This is a genomic window from Micromonospora sp. NPDC005205 (assembly GCF_040608275.1).
Classification (GTDB): Bacteria; Actinomycetota; Actinomycetes; order Mycobacteriales; family Micromonosporaceae; genus Micromonospora.
In genome coordinates this window covers 354,101-366,963 of sequence record NZ_JBEXHV010000002.1, presented here as the reverse complement: position 1 = coordinate 366,963, position 12,863 = coordinate 354,101, and the positions used below count along the sequence as shown (strand labels likewise).

Annotated in this window: 13 protein-coding genes; 4 read left to right on the top strand and 9 right to left on the bottom strand. The window is 71.5% G+C overall.

All coding sequences use genetic code 11. The features are described 5' to 3' along the window. Window positions 1–11: 11 nt before the first annotated feature. Window positions 12–854, bottom strand: coding sequence for a hypothetical protein (locus tag ABZU43_RS06390; RefSeq protein WP_355005499.1), 843 nt, complete (start codon window positions 852–854; stop codon window positions 12–14). 194 nt (window positions 855–1,048) lie between these two features. On the opposite strand from ABZU43_RS06390, the gene ABZU43_RS06385 reads away from it, so the two are divergent. After that, the gene (locus tag ABZU43_RS06385; RefSeq protein ID WP_355005498.1) at window positions 1,049–1,684 is read left to right on the top strand and encodes a hypothetical protein; all 636 of its coding nucleotides are present in this window, start codon (window positions 1,049–1,051) and stop codon (window positions 1,682–1,684) included. A 5-nt stretch (window positions 1,685–1,689) separates the two neighbouring features. Here the strand turns inward: ABZU43_RS06385 and ABZU43_RS06380 are convergent, their stop codons facing one another. Then, window positions 1,690–2,058 (bottom strand): DUF4180 domain-containing protein, encoded by a 369-nt coding sequence (locus ABZU43_RS06380; protein WP_355005497.1) that lies wholly within the window; start codon window positions 2,056–2,058, stop codon window positions 1,690–1,692. Then, complete coding sequence (locus tag ABZU43_RS06375) at window positions 2,051–2,503, bottom strand: helix-turn-helix domain-containing protein (RefSeq protein ID WP_355005496.1); 453 nt, start codon at window positions 2,501–2,503, stop codon at window positions 2,051–2,053. Before ABZU43_RS06375 ends, ABZU43_RS06380 begins: the two co-directional genes overlap by 8 nt. 107 nt (window positions 2,504–2,610) lie before the next feature. Here ABZU43_RS06375 and ABZU43_RS06370 point away from each other — a divergent pair, with 107 nt between their 5' ends. Next, window positions 2,611–5,904: an AAA family ATPase gene (locus ABZU43_RS06370; protein ID WP_355005495.1), complete on the top strand. Its 3,294-nt coding sequence runs from the start codon at window positions 2,611–2,613 to the stop codon at window positions 5,902–5,904. Between the two features lie 110 nt (window positions 5,905–6,014). Here the strand turns inward: ABZU43_RS06370 and ABZU43_RS06365 are convergent, their stop codons facing one another. The 3 genes from ABZU43_RS06365 to ABZU43_RS06355 are packed head-to-tail and all read right to left on the bottom strand — an operon-like array spanning window position 6,015 to window position 8,464. Beyond that, a complete protein-coding gene (locus tag ABZU43_RS06365; protein ID WP_355005494.1) occupies window positions 6,015–6,872 on the bottom strand; it encodes an ABC transporter permease in 858 nt (285 codons plus the stop codon). Then, a complete protein-coding gene (locus tag ABZU43_RS06360; RefSeq protein WP_355005493.1) occupies window positions 6,869–7,882 on the bottom strand; it encodes an ATP-binding cassette domain-containing protein in 1,014 nt (337 codons plus the stop codon). The genes ABZU43_RS06365 and ABZU43_RS06360 overlap by 4 nt, the downstream gene beginning before the upstream one ends. Before the next feature lie 27 nt (window positions 7,883–7,909). Then, complete coding sequence (locus ABZU43_RS06355; RefSeq protein ID WP_355005492.1) at window positions 7,910–8,464, bottom strand: NAD(P)H-dependent oxidoreductase; 555 nt, start codon at window positions 8,462–8,464, stop codon at window positions 7,910–7,912. A 133-nt stretch (window positions 8,465–8,597) separates the two neighbouring features. Here ABZU43_RS06355 and ABZU43_RS06350 point away from each other — a divergent pair, with 133 nt between their 5' ends. Then, entirely contained in the window at window positions 8,598–9,113 is a 516-nt protein-coding gene (locus ABZU43_RS06350; RefSeq protein WP_355005491.1) for a GNAT family N-acetyltransferase, read from the top strand. Between the two features lie 24 nt (window positions 9,114–9,137). Here the strand turns inward: ABZU43_RS06350 and ABZU43_RS06345 are convergent, their stop codons facing one another. Beyond that, on the bottom strand, window positions 9,138–10,124 hold the full coding sequence (locus tag ABZU43_RS06345; protein ID WP_355005490.1) for an aldo/keto reductase: 987 nt from the start codon (window positions 10,122–10,124) through the stop codon (window positions 9,138–9,140). 81 nt (window positions 10,125–10,205) lie between these two features. Continuing rightward, window positions 10,206–10,958 (bottom strand): SDR family oxidoreductase, encoded by a 753-nt coding sequence (locus ABZU43_RS06340; protein WP_355005489.1) that lies wholly within the window; start codon window positions 10,956–10,958, stop codon window positions 10,206–10,208. A gap of 102 nt (window positions 10,959–11,060) precedes the next feature. On the opposite strand from ABZU43_RS06340, the gene ABZU43_RS06335 reads away from it, so the two are divergent. Next, window positions 11,061–11,942, top strand: a complete 882-nt coding sequence (locus tag ABZU43_RS06335) for a helix-turn-helix transcriptional regulator (protein WP_355005488.1) — start codon at window positions 11,061–11,063, stop codon at window positions 11,940–11,942. A gap of 52 nt (window positions 11,943–11,994) precedes the next feature. Here ABZU43_RS06335 and ABZU43_RS06330 read toward each other — a convergent pair whose 3' ends face one another. Continuing rightward, window positions 11,995–12,846, bottom strand: a complete 852-nt coding sequence (locus ABZU43_RS06330; RefSeq protein ID WP_355005487.1) for an aldo/keto reductase — start codon at window positions 12,844–12,846, stop codon at window positions 11,995–11,997. Between the last annotated feature and the right edge of the window lie 17 nt (window positions 12,847–12,863).

The window sequence follows — 12,863 nt, the reverse complement described above, 5'->3', positions numbered from 1 at the left end:
CTCGCCCCGCCTCACGGATTCCAGTAGACGAGGACGCGGGCCTGGTCGAAGCGTCGCTCCTTCAGATCGGCACGCTGGATCACCCAGTGGATGCTGGCGCCGCCTGGTCTGCCGCCGTGGAACTCGGCCAACACCACCCAGTCGCCATGGTCGGCTGGCCCGCCAACCCCTCGCACCGACCCGTCCTGGCCGGACCGGCCCGAGGGGTTGGCGCCCAACCACGCGGGGTTGAAACCGTTGCAGTCAGTGCCGTAGCCGCCCAACAGCAGCGGCGTCGTCCAGCCTCCATAGGAGAAGGCGCCGTCCGGCACCTTGGCCAGGACTTCCTTCCACACATCGGTCAGCTCTTCGAACGGGGGATCTCCCGGCAGCGGCGGAGACCACGGGGGCCCCGGGATCGTCTTGACGTAGGGCAGAGAGATGTCGACCGTGAGGTGCAGATCGCCCTGGGGGATTTCGTAATAGACCTCGGCGAACTCGTCGTCGTCCGGAGGGAAGTCAGGCGGATATTGCTCTCGCTCCTCGACCGCCACGCCTGCCGGCACGTACCTGACCTCGCCCCAGCCGCTTTCTTCGGGCCAGCCGAACAGCAGCAGTTGGCCGTCGGACGGCAGTGGAAGGTCGGTCACGTCTGCCGGAAGAGCAGCGCAGTCGATGGTGGCGATCAAGGGGAACTCGGGGTCCTCGGCGTCGGCCGGAAGCATCACGGGCCCACGGATGGCGCCCACGACCGGCCCGTCACCCCCCTGTGTCAGCAGGGCGGACGGGCGGGCGAGCCCCAACCAGCGCTCCACGTCGGCAGCGGGGATGTCGCGGCGCAGCGCCTCGGCGCGGACCTGATCGAGGATCTTCACGTTTCGGGGAAGCACGGGAGCACCGTAGGTCAACCGTGCGACGTTCTCGACCCCGCCGGATGCTGGCTGCCCGGAAGACAGGCGCCAATGCGGTCGATACCGCGATTTGCCGTCGGCGGGCGGTGTGTGGGAGCGCCCGGCCATAGCGTCCGAACCACGGAGTTCCGCGAGCGCGCGCTCCGAGGGAGGCGACGATGCAGACGACCAAAGGTGTGGAGTTACCGGGCGAGCGAGCGCCGGTCACGGTGCGGGTGGACCGTTGGCGGGCGGGGCTACCACCGGACGCGTGGCCCGAGGGCTTTCCGGCGACCGGCGAGGTCTGGCGGCGTGACGTCTTCGCGGTGGCCGAGGCGTACCGGGCGGGGTCCGCGAGCCCACGCCAACTGCTGACGGCCGTGCTGGCCTGGGCTTACGGACCCATCGGGTACGGCCCGTGGCGCGCCGCCAGGTCGCTCGACGCCGACCCCGAGGGCAAACGCCTGGCGTACGCGCTGGAAGAGGTGTCCACGCCCGCGCCCGACGAGGAGGCGTTGCGGACGGCGTACCGCCGCTTCCGCGACCCCGCCCACGCTCGTCTGCCCTGGTTGGGGCCGGGCCTGTTCACGAAGGTCCTCTACTTCGTCGGCTACCGGCGCGGGGTGGGCGGCGTGCAGCCCCTGATCCTCGACCGTGTCGTGGCCGGCCAACTCCCCGCCGAGGCGGGCGTCGGCCGGCGCAACGGCTGGTCGTCCGAGGAATGGTTGGCCTATCTGCGGTGGGCGGCCGGGCAGGCTCGGGTCAGGGGAGTGGAGCCGGACGCGGTGGAAGTGGCGGTCGCGCCCGACCGGTGAGGTGGCTATCGAGCGGCGCGCAGGCGGGTGTCGAGGGCGTCGAGGTCGGGGACGAACCAGATCTGCCCGCCCTGGTTCGACTCGTGCACCAGCGCGCGCAACGCTGAACTCTCCGCGAGCTGCGCCGAGATGTCGCCGACGACGGCCAGCCGCACCCGGTAGTTGACGAACTTCTGCATCACGTCGCCGGCGAAGCGGGTGCCCAGCGAGAAGAAGCGTTCGTCGAGTCGGTTGGCCGGCACGGCGACCACCTGGGCGCCGAGGAACGCCGCCCCGATCAGGTCCAGCGCGTCCTGCTCGGTGGCCACCGGCGGGCCGTCGGGGTCGCAGACCAGCACGGGCACTCCGGCGCGTTCCTGGATCTCGTCAGGCATCGTGGACCTCCCGGTCGAGCAGGCCGTTGTCGGCGTTGAGTACGGCGTCGAGCAGGTGCAGCAACTCGGCGGTGGCGGCAGGGTCGCCCAGGATGATGATCTTCATGCGATGGCGTTGCTCGTCGTACACGGTCTGCACCCGCAGCGGGTTGGCCTGGTCGTGGCCGGTGTTGGCGCTGGTGAGCACGAGCGTGCCGAGCCGGTCGGCGGCGGCCCTGTCGACACCGTCGACCTGGACGATGCTCGACACTTCCGCCTGCCTGGCGACGCCGGGCGCGGCCGGGGCCTGGCCGGTGAGCGCGTCGAGGTCGCCGGCGGCGATCCGGTACTGCTTGCCGATCCGCACCGCGCGCAGCCGGCCCGAGCGGATGTAGCCGCGCACGGTGCGTACGTGCAGGTTGAGCCGGTCGGCGACCTGTTCGACTGAGTACATTTCTTCCTTCATTGCTCCCTATCCTACCCAGAGAGGGAAGCATAGGGAGTGATGGGGTCGACTCGTTACCGCATTAGCCCGCTCGCGCTGTCGGACAGGTCCAGTACCGTCTGGGAACCATGGACGCGCTCGGCGACGCCATCATCGGGCGGGATCACCCCGCAGGTCTGCTGCGCGCCGAGTTGGATCGCGCCACCACCAGCCACGGCGGCCTCGCCCTGGTCACCGGCGAGCCGGGCATCGGCAAGACGACCCTCGTCACGTCCGCGGCCCGGGAGGCCCGCCAGCGGGGCGCGCTGGTGCTCGGTGCCGCCTGCTGGGACTCCGACAGCGCCCCCGGCTACTGGCCGTGGGTGCAGGTGCTGCGTGCCCTGCGGCGCTCCGCCGACGACTGGGCGGTGGCGCGGCAGTCCGCCGAGCCGGCCCTCGCGGCCCTGCTCGGCCAGTCCGGTGCCGACGGCGAGCAGGCCGGTCGCCTCGTCGGTTGGGCAGGCGTCGACCCCGGCCCGGACGCCGCCGACCAGGAGGCGTTCGCGCTGTACGACGCGGTGACCGCCGCCCTGGTCGCCGTCTCCCAGCACCGGCCGGTGGTGGTCGTCCTCGACGACCTGCACTGGGCCGACCCGGCCTCACTGCGGTTGCTGAGCTTCGCCGCCCAGCACACCTGGTTCGAGCGACTCCTGCTGATCGGCACCTACCGCGACGCCGAGGTCGAGTCGGGCGAGCACCCCCTGCGCCCGCTGCTGATGCCGCTGGTCGCGAAGGCCACCACGATCACCCTCACCGGTTTCACCCGCGACGAGGTGGCCGCACTGATGACCCGGACCGCCGGCCGGGAGCCGGAGGCCAGCCTTGTCGACGAGGTGCACCGGCGTACCGGGGGCAACCCGTTCTTCGTCGAACAGACCGCGCGGCTGTGGCACGCCGACGACGCGGTCGGCACCATCGCACCCGGCGTACGGGAGGCGGTGCGCCGCCGCCTCGCCCAACTGCCCGCCACCGTGGTGGAGGCGCTGACCGTCGCCGCCGTACTGGGTCGCGAGTTCCACCGTCAGGTCCTCGCGGCCTGCGCGGCCGCTCCCGCGGCGCAGGTCGACCGGCTGCTCGACCGGGCGGTGACCGCCCGACTGGTGGTCGCCCGGGGCGGTGGCCGCTTCGCCTTCGCCCACGACCTGGTCCGCGAAACCCTCTACGACGGGCTGACCGACGACGACCGGCGGGCCCGGCACGGCGCGGTCGTCCGGGCGGTCGACGACCTGCGGGAGCTGACCGACCGCCTGATCCCCGCCGACCTCGCCCGCCACGCCTACCTCGCCGGCCCCGCGCTCGACCGGGCCCGGGTGGCCACGCTGCTGCTCGCCGCCGGCCGGGCCGCGTTCGCCCGGCTGGCGGGAGACGAGGCGGCGCTGCACTTCCGCCGAGCCCTCGAGGTGGTCGAAGACCCGGCACAACGGGTGCGGATCCTCGTCGAGTTCGCCGAGTCGCACTACCACCACGCCGACCGGGAAGAGGTCACGAGGCTGCTGGCCGAGGCCGCCAAGCTGGCCCGGTCACTCGACGACCCGGTGCTGCTGGCCCGGGTCGCGCTCATCGTCAACCGCGCCCGCCAGGTGGACGCCGCCCAGTCGACCGAAGCGGCGGAGCTGGTGCGCGAGGCGTACCGCCGGTTGATCAGCGAACCGGACGCCACCGCGCCAGTCGGCGCCCTGGTCGCCGATCTGATCACCGCCAGCGAGACGATCGCCCGTCGGGGGCAGGACGACGAGGCGCTCACCTTCAGCCTCTGGGCCCGCCACGACACGACCTGGGGGCTCGGCACCGCCGCGACCCGAGCCGCGCTCACCGCCGAGATCCGGGCCGTGGCCCGGCGGACCGGCGACCGGGAAACCGAGCTGTGGGCCACCTCGCTGCGCTGGGTGGCGCTGCTGGAGCTGGGCGACCCGCGCTTCGTCGAGGAGCTCGTCACCTTCGTCGACGCCGAACGGGAGGGCGACTTCGCCCGGCACCGGATGGCTGCGGCCGTCGACAGCGGGATCATCGCGGCGTTCCGGGGCGACTTCGCCACGGCCGACGAGCGGTTCGCCTTCCTCACCGACCAGGCCGACGCGAGCTACGCCGAGTTCGGTTTCATGGGGCATCACCTGCGCTGGTCCCGGCTACTGCTCCAGGGCCGGGTCACCGAGGCCGCCGCGCTCGTGGAGGGGCTCGCCCCGACGGACTACCCGTACCGGGAGCTGCTGCGAGCGATCACCGCTGCGGAGCGCGGCGACGGCGAGACGGCGCTCCGGTTGACCGTCGGCATCGAGGCCACCGCAACCCGGTACCCGCGCCCGGTGTCACCGCTCTGGCTCCGACTCCGCGCTCAGGCCGCCGCCGCGTCCGCCGACCCGAAGCGCTGCGATGCCGCGCGGGCCGCGCTCACCCCACACCGTGGAGAGTGGATGGTGGGGCTCTTCGGCTGCGACATCAGCGGCCCCGTCGACCACTGGGTGGCGCTGATCGACGCCGCTCAGGAACGATGGGAAGACGCCATCGCCGGATTCACCGCCGCCCGGGACTCCGCCGACCGGATGGGCTCCCGAACCTGGTCGCTGCTCGCCCGCACCGGCCTCGCGAACGCCCTCGCCGGCCGAGGTCACCCCGGCGACTCGACCACGTCGACAGCGTTGCGTGCCGCCGCCGTCCAGGAGGCGACCGCCCTCGGCATGACGCAGGTGCTCCACCGGCTCGCCGCGCCGACAGCCCGCGACATCCACCACCCGGACCAGGCCGTCTCGCTGGGTCAGGTTGCTGGTTGGGGCCAGGCCATCGGGTCGGGCCAGGTCGTCGCGCCCGGTCGTGCCGCGCCGGTCGCGGCTGCGTTCAAGGGGTACGAGTTTCGGCGCGACGGGCGGGTCTGGCAACTCGCGTACGACAGTGTCGTGGCGCACCTGCCCGACGCCAAGGGCCTGCATGACCTGCACCTGCTGCTCAGCCGGCCCGGCAGCGACGTGCCGGCCGTCGAACTGCTCGACCCGGCGGCCGGGCCGGAGCTGGTGGCCGCCCGGCGAATGGGTGCCGATCCGGTCCTCGACGACGAGGCGAAGGCCCGCTACCGGCGGCACCTGGCCCGCCTCGACGAGGAGATCGACCGGGCCGCCGCCCGCGACGACGACCGGAAGGTGTCCAAGCTGGACGCCGAGCGGGGTGCGTTGCTCGACGAGCTGCGTGCCGCGGCGGGCCTCGCCGGCCGGAGCCGCCGCCTGGGCGACGAGGCCGAGCGGGCCCGCAAGACGGTGACGGCGCGAATCCGCGACGCGCTCCGCAAGCTCGACGACCGGCACCCGGCGCTGGCGAGCCACCTGCGGGAAACGGTCTCCACCGGCACGACCTGCCGCTACCAACCCCCCAACCCGCTGCCCTGGCAGCTCTGACCACACCCCAACCCTCCGCGATCTTGCACTTTCGGTCGCCGGTTCAGGTGGATTCGTCACCCTTGTCAGGACAGAAAGTGCAAGATCGCGGGGGTGGGGTGGGGTGGGGGTTAGCGGCGGTTGTACTTGTACATGGTCAGGGTGCCGAAGACCAGGACGAAGCCGGCGCTCCACAGCAGCAGCCACATCGTCGCCGACGGGTCCGGGTCGCCGCTCATCGCTCCCCGGATCGCGGCCACCAGCTGCGTCACCGGGTTGACCTTCACGAACGCCTGGAGCCAGCCGGGCATGGTGCTCGGCTCGACGAAGACGTTGCTCAGGAACGTCAGCGGGAACAGCACCATCATGCTGACCCCCATCACCGACTTCTCGCTGCGCAGGATCAGCCCGAAGAACGTCCACACCCAGGAGAACGCGAACGAGAAGACCACCAGCAGCCCGATCCCGGTAACAGCCCCGACCACCCCGCCCTCGGGGCGGAACCCGAGCACCAGCCCAAGACTCAGGATCACCACGGCGGCGAGGATGTAGCGCAGCACGTCGCCGAAGATCATGCCGACCAGGGCGGCCGGACGCCAGATGGGCAGCGTCCGGAACCTGTCGAAGATGCCCTTCTCGATGTCGGTGTTGAGGCCGACGCCGGTGTACATCGTGATCATGACGACGCTGGTCACCATGATGCCGGGCAGGAAGAACTGCAGGTAGTCACGCGGGCTGCCGGCGAGGGCGCCACCGAACAGGTACGTGAACATCAGCACCATGATGATCGGGAACGCGGTCACGTCGAAGAGCTGCTCCGGCACGTGCTTGATCTTCAGCATGGCCCGCCAACCGAAGGTGAGCGACGCGCTCAGCGCGCTCGGCCGCGGCGGTCGGGCACCGGGCGCGAGCACAGTGGCCAGCGCCTCGGCGGACGGAACGTAGACGGTCGGCGCCCGTTCGGTGGTGGTGGTCGTGGTGTCGCTCATCGGGCTGCCTCCAGCTCGTCGTCGCGCTCGTCGGTCGGCACGGCGGGATGGTCGGTCAGGGCCAGGAAGACCTCGTCCAGGCTCGGCTGGCCGAGGGAGAAGTTGTCGACCACGATGCCGGCGCGGGCCAGGTCGCCGAGTACGCGAGCGGCCTGGGAGCTGGCGTCGAGGTCGGTGCCGGCCTCGCCGACGCGGGCGGTCAACGCCACCGGGTCGGCGGCGAGCTGCACCGGCACGTCGAGCGCCTCCCGGAGCACCCGCTCCGCCTCGGGGCGCTGAGCGGGGTCGCGCAGTCGCAGGTGGACGGTGCCGGAGCCGATCGACGACTTCAGCTCACCCGGGGTGCCCTCCGCGATCACCCGGCCGTTGTCGACGACAGCGATCCGCCCGGCGAGCTGGTCGGCCTCGTCGAGGTACTGGGTGGTCAGCAGCACCGTCGTGCCGTGCGACACCACCGCCCTGATGATCTCCCACACCTGGTTGCGGCTGCGCGGGTCGAGGCCGGTCGTCGGCTCGTCGAGGAAGAGCAGATCCGGGGTGTTCAGGATGCTGGCGGCGATGTCGATGCGTCGCCGCATCCCGCCCGAGTACTTCTTCACCTGGCGGTCGCTCGCATCGGTCAGCCCGAACGCGGCCAGCAGGGCCGCGGCGCGATCCCGAGCGGCCGGCTTGCGCAGGCCGAGCAGGCGAGCCAGGAGCACCAGGTTCTCCGTACCGGTCAGGTCTTCGTCGACGGAGGCGTACTGGCCGGTGAGGCTGACCCGGGAACGGACCTTGTCGGCCTCGGTGACCACGTCGTGCCCGAAGACCCGGGCCGAGCCGCCGTCGGGTCGCAGCAGGGTGGCGAGCACCCGGACCGCCGTGGTCTTGCCCGCGCCGTTCGGGCCGAGCAGGCCGTAGACGGTGCCGGCGGGCACTTGGAGGTCGATGCCGGCCAGCGCCCGGGTGTCCCCGAACGAGCGGGTCAGCCCCTCTGCCTCGATGGCCAGGCCGGTGGTGCGTCTACTCATGATCTTTACCTTTCGTGTCGGACGTGTTCAGGAGACGTAGGGTCGAGCCGCCCGGCCGTCGCGCAGTGCCAGGCCCCACCAGCGCAGCTGGTCGAGCAGGACGCCGACATCGCGTTGCAGCTCGTCGGTGCACTGGGCGGTCGGCTCGCCGGCCAGCAGGTCGATCCCGACGACGTCGCGCACCGTCATCGCGTGCAGTGCGGTGAAGACGGTACGTAACTGGTCGACCGCGTGCAGGCCGGTGGACCGACAGCCGTACGACACAAAGCCGACCGCTTTGGCCTGCCACTCGTCGTACGCGTAGTCGATGGCTTGTTTCAAGGGTGCCGGGAAGCTGTGGTTGTACTCGGGGGTGACCACGACGAACGCGTCCGCCCGGCCCACCTCGCTGACGAACGCCCGGATGGACGCGGTCGGCTCGGCGGGGTAGGTGGCCGGGAAGTCGTACTCGGTCAGGTCAACGACCGTCACCGCCAGGTCGTCGTGCCGCGCGGCCTGCTCGACGAACCAGTGCGCCAGCCGGTCGCCGACCCGCCCCTCCCGGGTGCTGCCGACGATCACGGCGATCCGCAACGGTGCCATGGCCCACCCCCCTTCCACAGTGAAGGCGCGAGGTGACGACAGGCGCCCGCTAGATCCGATCTAGCGGGCGCGGTTCGGGGGCGAAATGTCGGTGGGATCGGCTTGACTGGGGGTCGACGAACGGGGGAGCGCAATGGCACAGGTACGCATCGAGCCGTGGCACGAGGACGACCTCGACCTGCTGCGGCAGCTCAACTCACCGGATACCCGCAAGCACACCGGTGGCCCGGAGACCGACGAGCAGGTGCTCGCCCGGCACGACAGGTACGTGCACTTCTCGGGCACCGGGCAGGGCTGCATGTTCACGCTGGTGCTGGCGGACGGGGTGCGGGCGGGCAGCGTCGGATACTGGGCCCGCGAGTGGCGCGACCAGCCGGTGTACGAGCTGGGCTGGGCGGTGCTGCCCGCGTACCGGGGGCAGGGGCTGGCCACTGCGGCGGTGCGCGCGGTGCTGGACGTGGCCCGCGCGCGACGGGACCGGCACTACGCCCACGCCTACCCCTCGGTCGACAATCCCGCCTCGAACGCGGTGTGCCGCAAGGCCGGCTTCACGCTGCTCGGCGAGACGGGTTTCGAATACCCGCCGGGGCAGATGATGCGGGCCAACGACTGGCAGCTCGACCTGACCGCCCCACCGACAGCGAGCTGAGGTCGGCGGGGCGGCCGGTGACTGTCACCAGGTGGTGTCGAGGCGGTGCCGTTGCTCGGCGGTCAGCTCCAGGTCGATCGCTGCCAGGCTCTCCTCCAGTTGCGCCACCGACGAGGCACCCACCAGCGGGATGGACGGCAGCTCGCCGCCCAGCAACCAGGCGAGCACCACCTGGTTGACAGTGGCGCCGCTCTGCCCCGCCACCTCCCGCAGCGCGGCCAGCCGCCGGGGCGCGCTCGGCAGGTCGTACGCCGAGCTGAGCGGCTTGTCCGCCCGGGTGAACGCCCCCTTGAGCAGCGGTGAGTACGCCACCAGGGTCAGCTCCGGCTCGGCGCGCAGATAGCTGAGCAGGTCTCCGCTGACACCGCCCGGCTCGCCGTCCGGGTCCAGTTCGCTGATCAGGTCGGTGCGGTTGGGCAGGTAGCTCCGGTGGTACTGGAGCACCTCGTAGCCTGGCAGGCCGGCGGCGGCGGCCAACGCACGAGCCCGCTCCACCCGCCAGGCCCGGTGGTTGCTGGCGCCCAGCAGACCCACTGTGCCCTCGGTGACCAGCTCGGCGAAGCCCTCCACGGTCTCCTGGAGCGGCACGTTCCGGTCTTCGATGTGCGCGTAGAGCAGGTCCAGTCGTTCCACCCCGAGCCGGTCCCGGCTGCGCTCCGCAGACTCGCGGATCACCTTGGCGGAGAGGCCCTCGGCGTTGTCCAGGTAGCTGGTCCCCGGGGCGAGCGGTCGGGCGCCCAGCTTCGTGGCGATGACGATCTCGGGGCCGACGCCCCGGCTGCGCCGCCACCGGCCGAGCAGTTCCTCACTCTGCCCGCCCTGCCCGCCGTCCACCCAGAACGCGTAGTTGTCGGACGTGTCGATGAACGTGCCGCCGGCCTCGACGTACCGGTCGAGGATCGCGTACGAGGTGGCCTCGTCGGTGGCGCTGCCGAAGAGCATCGCGCCGAGGCTGAGCACGCTGACCTCGCGCCGGGTCGCCGGGTCGGCGCCGATCGTGCGGTACCGCATGGGGATCTCCTCTCGGGCGCCCTTCCGGTGGGCGCACCGATCACCCTCCAACCTGGAGCGCACTCCAGGTCAAGCGCTCAGTCACCAGGGCAGCACGCCGTACCCGCCGCCGGCGTCCATCTGGAAGCCCCAGAGCAGCCCGCTCGGCCCGTCGGCCGGCAGCGTCGCCAGGTGCACGCTCACCTCGGCACCCTGCTCGGCCGTGCGGAAGCCGCTGTTGCCGTTCAGGTCGGTGGCGCAGTAGCCCGGGTTCGCCGCGTTCACAGTGATCGTGGTGTCCCGCAGCTCCTTGGCGTACATCGCGGTGAGCATGTTCAGCGCCGCCTTCGACGACGGGTACGGCACGGAGGTCAACTCGAACAGCGCGCCGTTCGGGTCGGTCATCACCGCTATCGAGCCGACCTCGCTCGACACGTTGACGATTCGGGCGGCCGGTGCCCGGCGCAGCAGCGGCAGCAGCGCGTTGGTCACCGTCACCACCCCGAAGACGTTCGTCTCGTACAGCCGGCGCATCGTCGCCACCGTCGTCTCACTGGGCAGCCCTCGCGCGCCGTCGGCGAGCACGATGCCGGCGTTGTTGACCAGCACGTCCAGTCGGCCGTACTCCGCCTCCACCCGCTTCGCGGCGGCCGTCACCGACTCGGCGTCGGTGATGTCGAGCGGCAGGAACGCGGCGTCCGCGCCGCCGTCGCGCAGTTTCCGTTCGGCTGCCCGACCCCGCTCGGCGTCCCGGGCGCCCACCAGCACGGTCATCCCCCGGGCGCCGAGCTGCCGGGCGGTGGCGAAGCCGATTCCCTTGTTGGCCCCGGTGATCAGGGCGATCATGTTCGTCATGCCGTCGAGCGTGTCCGCGCCGACGGCGTCGGGGGAGAGACGGGCCGAGGCTGGGACCGGTGGTACCACCCTGGCCGGCCCTGGTCGCGGCATGCTGGGGGCATGACGAGCAGCGGCCTGCGGCGTGACGAACTGGCGGCGTTCCTGCGTACCCGCCGCGCCCGGCTGCGCCCCGCCGAGGTCGGGCTCCCCGAGGGCGAACGCCGACGTACCCCCGGGCTGCGCCGGCAGGAGGTCGCCCAACTCGCCGGCATGTCGATCGACTACTACATCCGTTTGGAGCAGGGCCGTGGGCCGCACCCGTCCCGGCAGGTGCTCGCGTCGATGGCCCGGGCGTTGCTGCTGAGCCGGGACGAGCGGGAGTATCTGTTCCGGATCGCCGGGGAAAATCCGCCATTGGCCGGCGGGCCGAGCCGGGAGGTGCCATCCGGGCTGCGGCACCTGCTCGACGCCATGACCGACACCCCGGCGTACCTCGTCGACGCCGCGTACCACGTGCTGGCCTGGAACCGCCTGGCCACGTACTTCGTGGGGGATCTCGCGGCCGTGCCCGACGCGGACCGCAACATGATCCGCTGGACGTTCCGGCAGCCGGCGACCGGCGCGCACTGGACCGATGCCGAGGTGATCCGATTCGTGCGCAGCACGGTCGCGGACCTGCGGGCCGCCTATGGGCGCTACCCGGCCGACCCGGCGATCCGCGAGCTGGTCACCGAGCTGCTCGGCACCTCACCCCGGTTCGCCCGGCTCTGGGCCGAGCACGACGTCGAGGAACGCCGTCCGGTCGTCAAGCGGGTGCCGCACCCCGAGCTGGGGCCGTTGGAGTTCGAGTGCCGCGTCCTGCTGGTGCCGGAGACCGACCAGCGGATGATCGTCTACGTTCCCGAGCCGGGATCGCCGACCCACGCGGTGTTCCGCCGGATCGCCGAGCGCGTCGGCTCCGAGCGCCGGGAACAGCGTGATGCCTCAGGGTCATCAAGATGACTCTGAGGCATCACGCATTCAGGAGACCTGCCCGCCGAGCGGCGGACCCAGGTCAGTTGGGCAGGTAGGCGAAGGTGTCCGGGTTCGGACCCTGCCGGCCGGCCTCGCCCTTGTCCAGCGCGGTGATCCGCTCCATCGCCGTGTCGTCCAGCTCGAAGTCGAAGATCCGGGTGTTCTCCTCGATCCGCTTCGGGGTGGTCGACTTCGGGAAGATGATGTCGCCGCGCTGCACGTGCCAGCGGAGCACCACCTGCGCCGGGGACCGGTCGAGCTGCCCGGCGATGTCGACCACCGTCGGGTCGTCGAGCACCTTGCCCTGAGCGATGGGCGACCACGCCTCGGTGAGGATGTTGTGCGCGCGACCGTAGGCGCGGACCTCGTCGTTGGTGAAGTACGGGTGCGCCTCGATCTGGTTGACCGCCGGCACGACGCTCGCCTCGTCGGCCAGCCGCTCCAGGTGCGACACCTGGAAGTTCGACACGCCGATCGAGCGGGCCCGGCCGTCGCGCTGGAACTCCTCCAGCACCTTCCAGGTCGAGACGTAGTCGCCGTCGTACAGGGTCGGCAGCGGCCAGTGGATCAGGAACAGGTCGATGTAGTCCATCTTCAGCGCCGCGAGGGTCGAGTCGAACGCCCGGCGGGCGTCGTCGGGGCGGTGGAAGCCGTTGTTGAGCTTGCTGGTCACGTAGACCGAGCCCCGGTCGAGGCCGGACGTCCGTACCGCCTCGCCGACCTCGGCCTCGTTGCCGTACATCTCAGCGGTGTCGATGTGCCGGTAGCCCACCTCAAGGGCGGTGGTCACCGCCGAGGCGGTGTCCTTCGGCTCGATCTGGAACACCCCGAAGCCGAGCTGCGGAATGGTGGTGCCGTCGTTCAGGCTGATGTCGGGAATCGTGATTGCCACTGCGGCTCCTTCGCGTC